This window comes from Paenibacillus allorhizoplanae, assembly GCF_927798215.1.
In the GTDB taxonomy this organism is placed as follows: domain Bacteria; phylum Bacillota; class Bacilli; order Paenibacillales; family NBRC-103111; genus Paenibacillus_E; species Paenibacillus_E allorhizoplanae.
The window spans coordinates 164,430-180,066 of the sequence record NZ_CAKMMW010000009.1 but is presented as its reverse complement, the minus strand read 5'-3'; the positions used below and the strand labels follow the sequence as shown (position 1 = coordinate 180,066).

Here is a 15,637-nt window from a genome sequence, read left to right as displayed (position 1 = left end):
GAAGGTATAATCATGCTTAATAAACTACAGAAAATGCCTGCGTCCAGACTTATTGTTATCGCTTATCTGATTGGCATATTTCTTATCGCCATCCTTCTTAAATTACCTATCAGTTTAAAAGCGGGCGCCACAATCTCCTTTGTGGACGCCCTCTTTACATCCGCTAGTGCTGTCAGTGTTACGGGGCTGACAACGGTTGGTATCAATGAAACACTCAGTAGTTTCGGCGTTGGCGTACTTATCGTCGCTTTTCAATTCGGTGGGATCGGCGTCATGACGTTGGGGAGCTTCTATTGGCTATTGTTTGGGCAGGAAATCGGCTTACTGCAGCGGAAGATGATTATGATTGACCAGAATCGTAATAATTTATCTGGATTGGTTCAGTTAATGAAGCTAGTGCTGGGCTTTACGCTGATTCTAGAGGCGATTAGTACATTGGCATTTGGCTTGTATTTCTATTTTACAGGAGAGTACGGGTCGATTTGGAGTGCATTGTACTATGGGATGTTTCATACCATTTCGGCGTTTACGAATGCTGGATTTGATCTGTTCGGTAATTCTTTGCTTAATTATTCGAGTGATTATTTCGTTCAAGCGCTTACGATGTTCTTGATTGTATTAGGCGGGATTGGGTTTCCAGTACTGGCTGAGTTGCGAGAATATTTTTGGGGTGGGCATAAGAATTTCCGTTTCTCGCTTTTTACCAAGCTGACACTCGTTACGACCTCGGTACTGCTATTGTTTGGGACGATTGGCTTCTGGTTGATGGAGCGAACGCATGCGTTGGCAGGGATGAGCTGGCATGGGAAAATACTTACCGCACTCTTCACATCCGTCACATCGCGCAGCGCTGGACTTACAACCATTGATATGTCTACCATTACAGAGGCAAGCTTGTTGCTTGTTTCTATTCTAATGTTTATTGGGGCAAGCCCTTCCAGCATGGGGGGCGGTGTTCGAACAACGACCGTAGCCGTTATTGTACTGGCCCTTATTGCGTATGCGCGAGGGGAGAAAGAACCGAAGGTATTCGGTCGGATGATAAGCCAAGAGGACTCACTTAAAAGCTTTGTGTTTTTCCTAACGGGTATAGCACTGCTTCTCGGAGGGATCTTCATTCTGCTGATAGCTGAACCGAACCGTTGGGGAGTGTCTGCGATCCTATTCGAGGTGGCGTCTGCATTCGGCACGTGCGGTTTATCCACAGGAATTACCGCAGATCTGGGCACCTTTAGCAAAATCTCGCTCATCGTGCTCATGTTTATCGGAAGGATCGGATTGTTTCTATTCTATTCCTTATTTACCAATGGTAAGAAGAAACCTCTCATCCGCTTTCCAGAAGAAAAGCTAATCATTGGGTGAGCAGCTAGGCAACTCAACTCAACACATATTAACCGAGAAGGATCATCGATCTTCCTCGGTTTTTCATTTTGAATAAGGCTTATCTTTAAAACATTACTTTTTCAGTCTGTCGCAGGAAATACTGGATATTTCAAACCTTTTCTGTAGATTAGCGCATAGGAAGGATAGGCGCTTTCCCCTATACTTAGTGTAAGCGTTTTATCCGAGAAGGGGGATTTACTTTTGAGCCGACGCCCGAACATTCTATTCGTCACGACAGACCAACAACGATTCGATTGCCTTGGGATTGCTGATTCCATGCATCCCGTTATGACACCACACTTGGATCAACTAGCGTGTGAAGGGATCCGTTTCACAAACGCGTATTCCGATTGTCCGCTTTGCATCCCATCCAGGACGTCGATGATGACTGGCCAAGCTGCCTATCATCATGGTGTAGCCAAGAATGGGGAGTTTCGTATTCCTGAGGATTCGAAAATGACCTTGCCTGGCAGGTTGAGCACTGCTGGCTATCAAACGCATGCTGCTGGCAAGATGCAGTTCATCCCACCAAGGAATCGAAATGGCTTTGAACGGATGAGACTCGTTCCAGAAGATTATGTGAACTACCTTGAAACCACGGAATATCGAGGATTATATCGTGGTCATGGTATGGGTGGAAACGAAGTATATCCCGTTTATAATTCAGTTCCCATTCCATATTCAGCTACACATTGGACAGTGAATGAGTCGATCGACTTTTTGCGTCAGCGTGATTCAGAGATGCCTTTCTTCCTATGGACCAGCTTCGAAGCGCCGCATCCACCCTATGACCCGCCAGAATCCTTTGTCAGACTCTATGACGGTGTGAACATTTCGTCGCCGGTAGCTGCAGCTTGGAATACATCGGAGGAGGTTCCTGAATGGGTTCGCACCAGGAAGAAGAGTCATAAATTAGATGTTTTACCTCCACACATCGTAAGTATGGCAAGGAAGCATTATTACGCGCAACTGACTCATATTGATTATGAGCTAGGACGATTATTTGGTGAATTAAAAAGCAAGCAGCTGTGGGATAACACAGTTGTTATCTTTACTTCAGACCATGGAGAGATGCTGGGGGACCACGGGTTATTTCACAAAACCTGCTTCTACGAACCTTCAACCAAAGTTCCCTTCCTTTTGAAGCCGCCGAAAGATTGGCAGGGAGCCCTAACCGCCTCGACTGTCAGCGCAACACCTATCATATTGGCTGATATTTACCCGACTGTGCTTGACTATGCTGGATGCCTGCAGGAGGATGATCAGAAAAGAGACGGACGCAGCTTACTGAATTTGACCTCATTATCCGAAGAGCGCCCATGGATTTATGGCTATATGAATGATCTAGATGGTTTGTATATGGTAACGAACGGCGAGTGGAAATATCTCTATTATGTCTGCGGGGGGAGTGAGCAGTTGTTCGACCTCGTGCAGGATCCAGAAGAAAGCAATGATCTTAGTCAGGATTCAAATACTAGGAGTTGCGATATGCTGGAGACGTTGAGAACGTTGTTAACGACGAGGTTTCCTGAATTACTCGCTAACGATACAGTTGAAACAAGGATGCCCTTCCACACTCAGCCCAATCTAACTGAAGAGCAATTGAAAGTGACGAATCCATTCGCCTGGCGAGGTCCAATGCGTTACGGCGGTCAATGGTAGCCAAGTCAACAGCCCACACGGGGAGCAGAAGGAGGTGTCGGAGACGTCTCAATGGAAATTTTTTGAATACCATAAGTTGTAAAATGTTATAATAAGATAAAACGCAGCCTAGGATCGTCCTGTGGCTGTTTTTCTTTTGAATTCTGGGGGATTTTGACTACTAAAGTCGAATTCACAAATAATTTACCCAGGAAAGTGAAACGTGATTGAATTTCATGCGTATCAGATAAGGGAGTTCACTAAAACAGGTAAGCGAAGGGAGGTGACCTCGTTGACAATCAGTTTAGTCAAAGGTCAAAAGATTGATTTAACAAAAGGTAACGCAGGTCTTTCTAAAGTTGTGGTTGGATTGGGTTGGGATCCTGCAGTTGTTGAGAAGAAGGGGTTCTTCGGCTCTAAGAAATCGGCAGTTGAGATCGATTGTGACGCTTCCGTGATTTTATTGGATGAAAAGGGAAGAATAACCAACCAGAAACATGTGATTTATTTTGCTAATCTACAAAGCCCTGATGGTTCAGTCGTTCACTCTGGTGACAACCGTACCGGAGATGGCGATGGTGACGATGAGACAATTTCTATTAATTTAGGACAAGTTCCTGCGGATGTGAGTAAAATCGTATTCGTCGTGAATATTTATGACTGTGTGAATAGAAAGCAAGATTTCGGTCTCATTCAATCCGCTTATATCCGCGTATTGAATGGTTCTAATCAACAAGAGTTGGTTAAGTTTAATTTAACTGATGACTATTCAGGCAAATCATCGCTTATTGTTGGTGAAATTTACCGACACAGCGGCGAATGGAAATTCAGTGCAGTTGGTGAAGGCAGTACAGATACAACCATTGGACAATTGGTTAAAAGATATCAATAATGGCTCTGCCAAATCCTATATAAAGAGAGGTATTTCACATGTCTATTTCATTATCTAAAGGTCAGAAAGTCGATTTAACGAAAACAAACCCAGGTTTGACGAAAGTTCTTGTTGGCTTAGGATGGGACACGAACAAATATGATGGCGGTAAGGATTTCGATTTGGATGCTTCCATTTTTGCAGCGAATGCAGCTGGTAAAGTTGGCAACGAATCCGATTTTATTTTCTACAACAACACTAAAAATGCGAATGGTTCTATCGAGCACAAAGGTGACAATCGTACAGGTGCAGGCGATGGCGATGATGAAGTTATCTACATTGATCTTAGCGCAGTACCTGCTGAAACAGAGAAAATCGCATTCTGTATTACAATTCATGATGCGGAAGCAAGAGCGCAAAACTTTGGACAAGTTTCCAATGCATATGTGCGTGTGCTAAATGAGGGATCTGGCGCGGAATTAATTCGTTTCGATCTTGGTGAGGATTTCTCCATTGAAACAGGCGTTGTTATCGGTGAACTTTACCGCAATAACGGCGAGTGGAAATTTAGCGCAATCGGCAGCGGTTATAAAGACGGATTAGCAGGCTTGGCACGTGATTATGGTTTACAAACTTCCTAATAGGAAGTCTAATGTAATAGGGTGGTGCTTTCCGGAGCATCACCTTCCCTTCTCTTCTTAATCAATTCAACTCGAGAAATGGTATTCACTTGACCAGCTTTGTTGCGTTATGGATTGGAATTCAATGATCCGAGTAGACGAATCGTGTAATCGGTGAATGAGATAGATGAGGAAGATCGCGTCAGGATGATTAGCAATTAAAACAGGGGGTCCATCTTAATGTCAGACTTTTTCCAAAGCTTTGTAGATAATTTCATGAATTTTTTTAGCTGGGATGTGCTCTCAGCAACACTAACTGATCCCGTAAACTGGGGGATTATCGGTACACTCGTCCTTCTCGAAGGATTGCTATCCGCAGATAATGCGCTAGTACTTGCTGTAATGGTTAAGCATTTGCCGAAGCAACAACAGAAACGAGCTTTATTTTATGGTCTATTAGGAGCCTACATATTTAGGTTTATCGCCATTGGTGTGGGTACGTTCTTAGTACAGATTACCTGGATTAAGGTAGCCGGTGGGGCGTATCTCCTTTGGATTGCTTATAGTAATCTCTTCATGAAGAAGCATGGCGACGAAGACGGGGAAGTCAAGAATAAAGGTCTTTCCTTCTGGCGTACCGTTCTTGCCGTAGAAATCATGGATATCGCATTCAGTGTCGATAGCGTTCTTGCCGCATTTGGTGTGAGCGACAAGGTATGGGTATTGTTCTTAGGTGGTATCTTAGGCGTCCTCATGATGAGAGGCGTGGCGCAAGTCTTCTTGAAGCTCATTGACAAGATTCCGGAACTGGAGAGAACAGCGTTTATCTTAATTATCGTCATCGGTCTTAAAATGATTGCTGGAGCATTCGGCTTCCACATCTCACATGTGATCTTCTTCTCCGTCATTATTGCCTTGTTCGGAGGAACGATCATTCTAAGCATGCTTCGTAAAAAGAACAAGTCTGGATCCGTAAAAGAATCTTAATCTTATTTATAATTGTAGACAATGGACAATCCCTCCTCTATGGAGGGATTGTTTATTGAAATAAAGAGGGAGGAATCGGCATGCGATATTTCAATTATTTAACCGCGGATGAAGAGAAAGCTTTATTTTATTTACCGCCGAATTCCTTCCATAATCATTCGCACAAAGACATTTTAGCTCATTCTGTCGGTGCTGCTCTGTACATGCCAGCGACCCGACGTACGTTCGCAGAAGATATTGCTTTTGGTAAAATCGAAGGCTTAGTGTCCGTTGTCCTTGATCTGGAGGATGCTGTAGGTGATAACGAAGTGCATGCTGCAGAAGAATCGCTTATTGGACAAATGAATCAGATCGCCCATTGGATGGAAGTTGGTATTGTAAGTGCAGAGAATCTGCCGCTGATATTCATTCGTGTGAGAAGCGTGAATCAATTGAACTATGTGCTAGAGAGACTGGAAGAGCATGTAGCCCTTCTAACAGGTATTGTGTTCCCGAAATTTACTGTGGAAAATGGCGAGGATTATTTTCAAATTCTAGAAAATTACAATGATGAGAAATCGGCATCTGCACCAATTTTATATGGATTACCGATTCTGGAATCTGCCTCGATTATTTATAAAGAAAGCCGCACTTTTACCTTATTGGCGATTAATGAAATTATTACGAATTTTAAGGATTTGGTCTTGAACATCCGGATTGGCGCAACTGACTTTTCAAGCTTATTTGGGCTGAGACGAAGTCCGGACAGAACGATTTATGACATCGCCCCGATACGGGATTGTGTCGCTGATATTATTAATATTTTTGGTCGTATGGAAGCCAACAACGTGATTTCTGGACCTGTTTGGGAATATTTCGGTGTGAAGGGACTCCTACATGAAGTGATGCTGGATAAAGAGAATGGCTTGATCGGCAAAACGATTATTCATCCTACGCACATTAAGCCGGTGCAAACTCTCTATGCGGTCACACATGAAGAATATACGGATGCTATAAGTATTCTGAAGAACAATCATGGCGACCTTGGGGTTATGAAGAGTGTCTACGGCAATAAAATGAATGAATTCAAACCCCATTTCAATTGGGCGAAACGTATTCTTTTACGATCACAAGTTTATGGGGTGCTGCATGAACAACAAACCTTTGATGGATTACTCACTAGGCCTAACCGAGCGTACGTATAAAATAGCAGGCGATTTGGAGCTGCACGTAACCGTGACTTCCAATCCCCACAACATACCGCTCGACGCCTTATTCGCGATGGCGGCGAGAATTAATAAGAAACGATCTTTTTTGTTTGTAAGCAAAGTGTTAGGCAAACATATCCCGGTGAATCCGTACACGTCACTGTTAAGTGGAACTACTTTAGCGATATTATTGCAGGAAGCGTTACAAGGAACGAAGTTAGAAGAGAAGGTACAGCTGGCTGTTGAGGGGCTAGTATACTCGGATAAAGCGGAAACGGCCTATAAAGCGATTATGTCTGAACGTTTACCATTAAAGCAGCCTATTGCTTTCATTGGATTTGCGGAAACAGCGACGGCCATTGGGCATGCGGTCTATGAAGCTTTTGGGCAAGGAAGCCATTATTTGCACACGACACGTGAAGTAATCGAAGAATCACCGTCCATTCTTCAATTCCAAGAAGAACACTCGCATGCTACTGATCACTATGGATATTCGGATAATCCTGCCATTCTTGCGCAGCCTGATATTCTCGTTCTCGTCGATGATGAAATTACGACAGGCCGAACGTCGCTTAATATCATTCGCGACCTGCAAGGGAAATACCCTAAGAAAATGTACTACGTGTTAGCACTGCTGGATTGGCGGACAGAGGAAGACATCCTACAATTTGCCCAGTTGGAGCAGGAATTGCATATTACGGTTCACGTCATCTCATTAATTCGCGGGAATACGAAGGTAGTTGGCTCTAGCGAAAGCTTGCCATTGCAAGCGCCTAGCCCTTTACCTGAGGGGCGCACAGAACTTCTGCAAATTTCTTATGTGAATCAACTATTCTCCCACGCTCCTTATGCAGGTAACAGGCCCTATTTGCAACATAGCGGAAGGTTCGGACTTACCCCCTCCAATACCGCACAACTGGATCGTTCCATCACGCAGACGGCCGAGCTGCTCAAGCGTAAACGTACAGGGAATAAGGCACTCTGTGTGGGCACGGGAGAGTTTATGTATATCCCGATGCGTATTGCTGCTGAGATGGGCTCAGGGGTGTCTTATCAATCGACGACACGCAGCCCTATTCATGTCATGGAACACGGAGACTATGCGGTGAAATATGGTCATGCTTTCCCTTCTCCAGAGGATGAACAAGTCGTGCACTTCTTCTACAATATCCCGTACGGCACGTATCAGGAGCTCTTTCTTTTTATGGAAAGAGAGGCTTCCCCTTCATCCATGGAGCCGATTCTGCGAATTCTTCAAGCAAAGGGACTGCATACCCTGCATATCGTCTTCTTCTCGCCTCAAACAGTCGATTGGAAGGAGGCTAAGGTATGGAAGCTTGGCAATCCAGACGCATAGATGACCCCCAACCAATGGGGAGTTATCCACCTGGTGATGTGACATTTCTACTGAAGGATATCAGCAACATAAAACTGGAAGTCGCCTTAGATGCCAGAGAGCGAGCTATCCAATCTGGAACGCACTATTCCGAAATGCTTCCACAGGAGCATCTGCCTTCCTCGGATTATTTGAACCTTTATCAAGAAACCCTCGAGCTGTCTGCAGAGAAAGTAGCTCTATCCGTAGGTGTGGTAGCTGAGCTTATCCGAACAAAGAAGGGGCCGAACACGGTCCTTGTTTCTTTGGCTAGAGCCGGCACGCCTATAGGCATTCTGATCAAGCGATACTTGCAAGAGATCCACCAGATGAACCTGCCGCATTATAGTATCTCGATTATTCGAGGCAAAGGGATTGATGAGAACGCTCTCTTGTACATGTTGCAGAAACATCCGGGTGCAAGGCTGCAATTCATTGATGGGTGGACAGGCAAGGGGGCTATTCGTAACGTGCTTACCCAAGCTTGTGGCAAAATGGCAAGGGATTACGGGATCATCCTAGACGATGATCTAGCTGTAGTCGCCGATCCTGGGCATTGTACAGACATGTTCGGAACCCGTGAGGACTTTCTCATTCCGAGTGCATGCCTGAACTCGACGGTCTCTGGTTTATTGAGTCGTACAGTGCTGCGCGACGATTTAATTGGACCCCATGATTTTCATGGCTCGAAATATTACAAAGAATGGTTGGATCACGATCAGTCAAATCATTTCATCGAATCGATTGTTCCTTTTTTCAATAAGGTAAATAAGGAAGCTCAGGAGATGGCTCAATCTTTTGTGACCCATCCACCTGAAATTTCTTGGCATGGCCTACGGGATATCCAAGCGATTCAGACGACCTATCAGATGGCTGATATCAACTTGATTAAGCCTGGTGTGGGAGAAACGACTCGTGTTCTGCTTAGGAGAGTACCGTGGCGGATATTGGTAGATCGCATGGATAATCCGCATATTCGGCATATCTTGCTGCTAGCTGAGGCGCGCGGTGTACCTGTAGAGGTGTATCCAGGCCTCACGTATTCATGTTGCGGCCTCATACAATCTGTGAAGGGGGATGCCGAATGATTTATGCCAGTGATTTAGATCAGACCTTAATCTATTCCCAGCCAGCAAAACGTGCTGAGCACTTGGGAGATCGTATCATGGTTGCCGAGCTGATCGATGGCAAAGTGAGATCCTATATGTCCTCCAGCACATATCAACGATTACAAGAGCTGATGAATGAACTCATTTTCATCCCAGTGACAACGCGAACGATTGCCCAATATGAGCGAATACATCTCATCAGTCAAATTCTGAAACCCCAATATGCGGTTACAAGCAACGGGGGGAATATGTTGATCGACGGCAAGGTGGATATGGAGTGGCGAGATCTTGTCAGGACGCGTGTCAGCGAGACGAGTGCTCCTGTCGAAGATGTACAGCAAGTTATGCATGGCGTGCTAAGCCAAGATTGGGTGATCAGCTCAAGTTGGTGCGATGCTCTCTTCTACTCCCATATCGTCGAGCGCGACCGCATGCCTGTGCAGGAAATAGCCGATCTAAGCGCTCATTTGAAGGGGATGGGTTGGCGCACTTCCGTGCAAGGAAGGAAGGTCTACATCGTCCCTGAGGCCGTGAGCAAGGGTGCAGCAGTTGCACATCTGAAGCAAAGACTTGATGGTCGGAAAGTCATTGCTTCCGGTGACTCTCTACTGGATCAGAGCTTGTTAGACATCGCTGATTACGCGATTGCTCCAGGTCATGGAGAGTTATTTCGCCAAGAACAAATAACGCCATCCGGGATATACAGATTTACGGAGGAATCCGGCATTTTTGCAGCTGATGATATCACCACATTTGTTCATTCCACACATAGCGAGCACCGAAAGTTGCTCATAAAGGAGCCCTCATGAAAAAAGTATGGTTTAACCGCTGGTTCTCTGTTGCTTATCATTACATGAACAGTATCCGTAACAATGAGGATGGGGCTCAGTTTAAGATGTATGCAACACATCCCGATCGTACCCACATGGCGCTGCAAGCAGCGGACTTTGCAGATACAGAGCCTGTTCTTGGCGATGACGACTATGTAGAATTTGCACTGAATTTTTGTAAACAACATGGGATTGATGTGTTTATTCCTAGACTGCATATGTACGCGATTTCCAAGCATATCGATGAATTTGAGAAAATAGGTACACGTGTAACAGTTTGTCGTGATTTGGAGTTATTAGAAAATCTCATGGAAAAGCAGAAATTCTACGAATCCATCCGGCCAAAGGGAATCGTAGCGATTCCTGACTATCATGTGGTGAATACGGCTAAGGAGTTTCTTAAGGCGCACGATGCGCTTACAGAGGCTGGTCATGGCGTCTGCATGAAGCCAACGAATGGTGAGGGCGGCAATGGATTTCGGATTATCAGCAATACGCGGAATGCGCTCACAGATATGTTTGGACCGGTAATGCCGTATCTCACGAAAGAGCAAGCCTACCAAAACTTATCGACTGTGGAACGTTTTGATGACGTTATGGTTATGGAAGTACTGGGTGGCCATGAATACAGCATAGATTGCTTAGCATCCGTATCTGGTGAGCTTCTTGCTGCTGTCCCGCGTCGTAAGGCGGATGGACGATTGAGGTTGTTGGAGGAAGTACCAGAGCTGATTGAACTTGCTAACCGGGTAGCTGCTACCTACCGCATTCCATTTAATTATAATATTCAAGTTAAATACAATCAGGGTGTACCGAAGCTGTTGGAGATTAATCCGCGGATGTCAGGCGGTTTACATGTCACTTGTTTATCAGGCATTAACTTCCCTTATCTAGCTGTAAAATCGCTGCTTGGCGAGCATGTTGAGGTCCAAAAGCCAACCTTTGGCCTATTGGCAAGCCATATTGAGCAATATGTTATTATGAATCTTGGTGAATAATCACTGCCGCGCATCATATCTTTGATAAGAGATGATCATTTCGTATCAATCAGCAAAGAGGGTGCGCGGTATGATCGTAGGCGGATTTATCTTATTCGGGATTATTGTAACGTTAATCGTCATAGCAAGTGCAGAGAAAGCGGAATATGTGTCCAATTTTATCGATAAATAGTCATCTTTGAAGCCTGAAAAGGTTTCTTTTTTTTGCTTCGATTTGGTAGAATAGAAGATAGGTAGTTTACTATGTGAAGGAGATTTAACATGCTGCAATTAAGCGATAGTCAACTTGCAACAATGTGGAGTCAAGGAGATGCGAAAGCGTTTAATCGACTTCTGGAGCTGTATAAGGACAGAATTTATCGATTAGCTTTTCGTATGCTTCGAAATAAATCAGATTCCGAAGATGTTGTTCAGGAGACTTTTTTGCGTGCACATTTGAATTCACACCGATTTGACGCTACCAAAAACTTCTCGAGCTGGATCTTTAGCATTGGCAAAAATGTGACGATTGATCTGATGCGGAAGAAGAAAAAAGAACTCTCCATGGATACAAGTGGGTTTCCATCCCATGATGAGCGTCCCCTGATTGAGAAGTTGGTGAGTCATGAGAAGACGCCTGAGCTTCAGCTTATTGAACAAGAAACATATAGCCAGGTAGAACAAATGATTCAAGATCTGCCAGAAAAATATAAAGACCTTATTGTTTACAAATATTATTTGGATATGTCCTTAGAGGACATCAGCCGAGAAGTGAATTTACCTGTTTCTACGATTAAGACGAGGCTCTTCCGTGGCCGGAATTATATCAAAAGAAAATGGGGATCCTTATTCTTCATGCTGCATAGCTTATCCACGATGATCATTTTATAAAGGTAAGCCGGTAAGGCTTATTTTTTTGCCCATTACCTTATGTTAAAGGAGTTATTCATGAGTAGTCTTAAATTAGATGCACCCAAAATACCTAAAGAATTGCCCGTCATAACCTTGCAAGAAGGGAAATTTGAACCTGAGGATAGTTTTCATACTGGCATCATTAGTGATTGCATCATTGATAATCAGTCAGCCTATAAGGTCGCGTTTGATAAAGTTATTTTTCGCAATGTGACATTCACACGAATAGCGATGAAAGAAATTGAATTTACAGATGTTATTTTTGATCGATGTGATTTATCGAATGTCGACTTTACAGAAGCAACGATACATAGAACGGAATTTCGGAATTGCAAAATTATCGGCATGGATCTTACGGGATCTACATTACGAAACATCCTTTTTCAAGATTGCTTAGGGGATTTTGCGACATTCCGAATGGCAAATCTCAAACAAATCACGTTTCATACGTGTTCTTTAAACAACTCTGATTTTTATGAAGCGACTTTGCAAAAGCTACAATTTGAGGTTTGTCAATTGGAACAAGCACAATTTACGGGTACGAAACTAGATGGAATCGATCTCAGCACATGTGAATTTACAAGCTTAGGTGTAAGTATTGAGGATCTGCGCGGATGCATCATTTCTAGAGGACAGGCTTCGGTATTTGTAAGTCTTTTTGGGATCAAATTAAAGGAATAGAGGCAAGGTGAATGGAGGGTTAGACGGTGAAACTTGGATTTGATATTGATGATACCCTCATTAACCTAAGAGAGCATGCGTTTCATATTTATAATCAGAAGCTGCAGCAGGACATTGGGCTAGAGGTGTTTCATGCTTTGCCTACGATGGAAATTCACAGTGCTTTTGGACTAACCAAGGAAGAAGGCGGGAAGTTGTGGTACAGCTTACGTGATGAGATTTATTATTCAGACTGTGCGTTATTCCCCCACGCGCGTGAGGTTTTGAACAGGCTGGTGGAGCAAGGTCATGAGGTGTATTACATCACTGCTCGAGCCAAAGAGCATACGGAGCGCACACGACAATGGTTGATCGATCATGGATTCCCTGTCGCGGAGGGGCATTTCTTCTGTGGGATGAGTGATTCGGAGAAAGTACATATTATAGAGGCACTAGAGTTGGATTATTATTTTGATGATAAACCGACCGTTCTGGAGACATTAGCCCACCTGCCTGTCCGCATTTGTGTGAAGGACAGATCCTATAATCAACATCTGGAATTGCCGCGGATTACGTCTTGGGATGAGCTAGATGAACTTATGAAGGGTTAAAAAAAGTGAAGGTGCTCGCATCGTTACAATACGATTCGAGCACCTGGCTGAAGGGAGAGCAGATCTTGCTCTCCTTCTTTTTCGAGCACCTGTACACTGCCAGAGATGCTCCTATTTACAAAAAGAACAAACCCCAATGACAATCTGCGAACAAAACTCCTTTATGCTCAGGACGGTAAAAAACTTTCACACGATAACTACACTCCATAGACAATTAATTCCAAACTTTCGCAACCATTCAAATGATGGGGACGAAAGTTTTTTTGTTCTTCAAATCTCAAGTAACCAGTCGTTCCCTAGTTGCTCCCCAAATAGTCCCCGTTTGGCCCCGCGATATGCCGCAGTCTCGGGGCTTCGAAAGCCTCCAGGCCATTTGTTTGAAAAGAAAATGTAAACGGGAGCGCAAGTACGTTAGGCATGTAGGTTGGCCTGGGATTGGATCGTCTTTTTCAAAACATGTCCGCATAAGGTAGTACTAATGGTTTATGGCGAATAAGTAGGAATTGGTCATGGAGAAAGGGGGAGACGCATGCTGCAGAGACGACGATGGAGGAGCAGGCCAACTGTGAAAACAAGCCGTAAAAAGGTACTGTGGATTGGTTTGCTCATCTTAGTCTTGTTTTGCATTCAGTTTTTTATTTTTATAGAACGGAATCTAAGACCGCCTTTGATGAATCTGGCGAAGGTTAGGGTTAAGCAGATTGCAACGCAAGCGATAAATAGTGCAATCGCTGATCATGTGGCAGGGAGAACGAATGCTGAGCAATTAATTGATTGGAAAATGGATAAAAACAATAAAATTACAGGTTTTATGTTGAATTATAATGAGCATATGAGGATTACTTCGGAGGCAATTAAAACGGTCCAAGGGGAGTTGAATAATCTGGAAAGTATTGCAGATCACATTCCCCTTGGGCAGGCTATGAATAGTGCTATTCTCGCCTCTTTTGGCCCAGATATTCCGATCAGATTACTTCCTGTTGGTAGTGTGAAGGTGGATTTAAACACACGAACTCAAAATGCTGGTATTAATATGGTGATGTTTGAAGTATATGTACACATTGTTGCTGAGGTTTCAGTTATTATCCCTTTTGATTCAGAAACTGAAATTGTAGAAACCGAAATTCCTATTTCCTATTCGCTTGTTGTGGGGGATGTACCTACTTACTACTATGACAATAAAGGTAATCCAGTGGGAAGTTCGAAGGATGGCAGCCCACCTAGCATAACGTTACCAACTATTCCGCTCTCAGGGGCAACGAATTCTACGCCAAAGGAGGGCGCAATTAAACCATAAGCCCCAAAAAATAAACCCACCGTGAAAAGTGGGTTTATTTCTTTTTACCTCGATCTTCGCGCTCCCATCTTCGTAGGGATGGATAAGGATCGTAGCTCCACTCTGTTGAGCCGTTATCACGGTATAGTCCGAAATGAAGATGAGGAGGAAATTTACCAGATGTACCTGGTTTTCCATAACCGGAGCTGCCGACCCAACCAATGGTTTGTCCGGGTTTGACGATATCGTTTATTTTGAGTGTTTTTTGAAAGCCGGAAAGATGGGCGTAGTAGTGATAAATGTTGTTTAGATCACGAATGCCTACCCGCCAGCCACCGTAAGGGTTCCATCCTTTAATTTCAACGATGCCATAGCAAGTGCTTCTAACAGGAACACCGTAGCCAGCGAATAGATCGGTGCCTTCATGAGTACGGTTCCCGCCCCAGCCACGACTATCTCCCCACGTACTCCGATAAGAATAGCTGGATGTAACAGGCAGTGGGAATGCATGAGCATTTGCCTCTAATGTGCCCAAAGACTCATAGATCGCAGCGAATTGACGGATGCGTTCTACACTACGTGCGTTGTGGTAATAATTCCAAAGGTTCATTTGTAAGTTATCAACTTTCGTTCCATTATTGCCTAAGATCGCTGCCATAGCCGCTAGTACATCTAAATCGTTGGCCCGGTCAGCGATGCCATCTCCCGATCCATCCCGCCCTAAACCATGGAAAAAGGAAATACTTTTCAAATTGGAATCTTGTGGATCTGGATTGAGCATACCCGCCCAAACAAGTTCTGAAAAATAAATATTCGTGATGCTTTGTTGAACTGTTCTTTTTTTTGCAGTGTTCATTGTTTTCTCATATTGATCTACAGCAGCTAGGTATGTCCAGGGGATACCCGTGAGTAAGCCTATTTTTTCAAAAAGCTCTTTTCGCTCCGCTTGTGAAGGTTTGGTCGGTTGGGAGCTAGTTACTGGAGCTATTTGGTCAATTGTCATAGCTGCTGATACATCCATATTTGAAAAAGATGGTAATGTGATTGCTAATAGGAGGAGGCTAAGGACGAGAACCTTTGACCAAAATGCTCTGCTTTGCATCTCTATCATCCTTCCTGAAATGTTAGTTCTTAGGATGTACGGATGTCTTGTTGTTTATCCTTCGATCTTTCGTTGCCTCGAAATATTTGCTATGAT

At 44.0% G+C, this 15,637-nt stretch carries 15 protein-coding genes; 14 read left to right on the top strand and 1 reads right to left on the bottom strand.

Annotation, left to right across the window (positions count from 1 at the left end):
• The first annotated feature begins 12 nt into the window (after nucleotides 1-12).
• The 14 genes from L6I86_RS16980 (at nucleotide 13) to yunB (ending at nucleotide 14,460) form a co-directional block, all read left to right on the top strand.
• Nucleotides 13-1,362, top strand: coding sequence for a TrkH family potassium uptake protein (locus tag L6I86_RS16980; RefSeq protein ID WP_236288956.1), 1,350 nt, complete (start codon nucleotides 13-15; stop codon nucleotides 1,360-1,362).
• 222 nt (nucleotides 1,363-1,584) lie between these two features.
• The gene (locus L6I86_RS16975) at nucleotides 1,585-3,045 is read left to right on the top strand and encodes a sulfatase-like hydrolase/transferase (RefSeq protein ID WP_236288954.1); all 1,461 of its coding nucleotides are present in this window, start codon (nucleotides 1,585-1,587) and stop codon (nucleotides 3,043-3,045) included.
• A gap of 271 nt (nucleotides 3,046-3,316) precedes the next feature.
• Nucleotides 3,317-3,916 carry a TerD family protein gene (locus L6I86_RS16970; RefSeq protein ID WP_236288951.1) on the top strand — a complete coding sequence of 200 codons (600 nt, stop codon included), beginning with the start codon at nucleotides 3,317-3,319 and terminating at the stop codon, nucleotides 3,914-3,916.
• A 38-nt stretch (nucleotides 3,917-3,954) separates the two neighbouring features.
• Nucleotides 3,955-4,536 carry a TerD family protein gene (locus L6I86_RS16965; protein ID WP_236288949.1) on the top strand — a complete coding sequence of 194 codons (582 nt, stop codon included), beginning with the start codon at nucleotides 3,955-3,957 and terminating at the stop codon, nucleotides 4,534-4,536.
• Nucleotides 4,537-4,755: 219 nt separating this feature from the next.
• Nucleotides 4,756-5,502: a TerC family protein gene (locus L6I86_RS16960; RefSeq protein ID WP_236288947.1), complete on the top strand. Its 747-nt coding sequence runs from the start codon at nucleotides 4,756-4,758 to the stop codon at nucleotides 5,500-5,502.
• A gap of 80 nt (nucleotides 5,503-5,582) precedes the next feature.
• Nucleotides 5,583-6,686, top strand: a complete 1,104-nt coding sequence (locus tag L6I86_RS16955) for an HpcH/HpaI aldolase/citrate lyase family protein (protein WP_236288945.1) — start codon at nucleotides 5,583-5,585, stop codon at nucleotides 6,684-6,686.
• A complete protein-coding gene (locus L6I86_RS16950; protein ID WP_236288943.1) occupies nucleotides 6,631-8,046 on the top strand; it encodes a phosphoribosyltransferase family protein in 1,416 nt (471 codons plus the stop codon). The genes L6I86_RS16955 and L6I86_RS16950 overlap by 56 nt, the downstream gene beginning before the upstream one ends.
• A complete protein-coding gene (locus L6I86_RS16945; protein WP_236288940.1) occupies nucleotides 8,019-9,152 on the top strand; it encodes a cysteine protease StiP family protein in 1,134 nt (377 codons plus the stop codon). The genes L6I86_RS16950 and L6I86_RS16945 overlap by 28 nt, the downstream gene beginning before the upstream one ends.
• The gene (locus tag L6I86_RS16940) at nucleotides 9,149-9,982 is read left to right on the top strand and encodes an HAD family hydrolase (RefSeq protein WP_236288939.1); all 834 of its coding nucleotides are present in this window, start codon (nucleotides 9,149-9,151) and stop codon (nucleotides 9,980-9,982) included. The genes L6I86_RS16945 and L6I86_RS16940 overlap by 4 nt, the downstream gene beginning before the upstream one ends.
• Nucleotides 9,979-11,001 carry an ATP-grasp domain-containing protein gene (locus L6I86_RS16935; protein ID WP_236288936.1) on the top strand — a complete coding sequence of 341 codons (1,023 nt, stop codon included), beginning with the start codon at nucleotides 9,979-9,981 and terminating at the stop codon, nucleotides 10,999-11,001. The genes L6I86_RS16940 and L6I86_RS16935 overlap by 4 nt, the downstream gene beginning before the upstream one ends.
• Before the next feature lie 261 nt (nucleotides 11,002-11,262).
• Complete coding sequence (locus L6I86_RS16930) at nucleotides 11,263-11,871, top strand: sigma-70 family RNA polymerase sigma factor (protein ID WP_236288934.1); 609 nt, start codon at nucleotides 11,263-11,265, stop codon at nucleotides 11,869-11,871.
• A gap of 57 nt (nucleotides 11,872-11,928) precedes the next feature.
• Nucleotides 11,929-12,573, top strand: a complete 645-nt coding sequence (locus L6I86_RS16925) for a pentapeptide repeat-containing protein (protein ID WP_236288932.1) — start codon at nucleotides 11,929-11,931, stop codon at nucleotides 12,571-12,573.
• A 26-nt stretch (nucleotides 12,574-12,599) separates the two neighbouring features.
• Nucleotides 12,600-13,163 (top strand): 5' nucleotidase, NT5C type, encoded by a 564-nt coding sequence (locus L6I86_RS16920; protein WP_236288930.1) that lies wholly within the window; start codon nucleotides 12,600-12,602, stop codon nucleotides 13,161-13,163.
• Between the two features lie 529 nt (nucleotides 13,164-13,692).
• On the top strand, nucleotides 13,693-14,460 hold the full coding sequence (yunB, locus tag L6I86_RS16915) for a sporulation protein YunB (RefSeq protein ID WP_236288928.1): 768 nt from the start codon (nucleotides 13,693-13,695) through the stop codon (nucleotides 14,458-14,460).
• Between the two features lie 34 nt (nucleotides 14,461-14,494).
• On the opposite strand, the gene L6I86_RS16910 is transcribed toward yunB, so the two are convergent.
• Complete coding sequence (locus L6I86_RS16910) at nucleotides 14,495-15,550, bottom strand: M23 family metallopeptidase (RefSeq protein WP_420851902.1); 1,056 nt, start codon at nucleotides 15,548-15,550, stop codon at nucleotides 14,495-14,497.
• Nucleotides 15,551-15,637: the final 87 nt, after the last annotated feature.

Excerpts from the sequence above, each read along its gene's own strand:
- L6I86_RS16935 (WP_236288936.1), top strand. The coding sequence starts at position 9,979 with ATGAAAAAAGTATGGTTTAACCGCTGGTTCTCTGTTGCTTATCATTAC.
- L6I86_RS16945 (WP_236288940.1), top strand. The coding sequence starts at position 8,019 with ATGGAAGCTTGGCAATCCAGACGCATAGATGACCCCCAACCAATGGGG.
- L6I86_RS16910 (WP_420851902.1), bottom strand. The coding sequence starts at position 15,550 with ATGATAGAGATGCAAAGCAGAGCATTTTGGTCAAAGGTTCTCGTCCTT.
- L6I86_RS16925 (WP_236288932.1), top strand. The coding sequence starts at position 11,929 with ATGAGTAGTCTTAAATTAGATGCACCCAAAATACCTAAAGAATTGCCC.
- L6I86_RS16940 (WP_236288939.1), top strand. The coding sequence starts at position 9,149 with ATGATTTATGCCAGTGATTTAGATCAGACCTTAATCTATTCCCAGCCA.
- L6I86_RS16965 (WP_236288949.1), top strand. The coding sequence starts at position 3,955 with ATGTCTATTTCATTATCTAAAGGTCAGAAAGTCGATTTAACGAAAACA.
- L6I86_RS16980 (WP_236288956.1), top strand. The coding sequence starts at position 13 with ATGCTTAATAAACTACAGAAAATGCCTGCGTCCAGACTTATTGTTATC.
- yunB (WP_236288928.1), top strand. The coding sequence starts at position 13,693 with ATGCTGCAGAGACGACGATGGAGGAGCAGGCCAACTGTGAAAACAAGC.
- L6I86_RS16960 (WP_236288947.1), top strand. The coding sequence starts at position 4,756 with ATGTCAGACTTTTTCCAAAGCTTTGTAGATAATTTCATGAATTTTTTT.
- L6I86_RS16955 (WP_236288945.1), top strand. The coding sequence starts at position 5,583 with ATGCGATATTTCAATTATTTAACCGCGGATGAAGAGAAAGCTTTATTT.
- L6I86_RS16930 (WP_236288934.1), top strand. The coding sequence starts at position 11,263 with ATGCTGCAATTAAGCGATAGTCAACTTGCAACAATGTGGAGTCAAGGA.
- L6I86_RS16950 (WP_236288943.1), top strand. The coding sequence starts at position 6,631 with ATGAACAACAAACCTTTGATGGATTACTCACTAGGCCTAACCGAGCGT.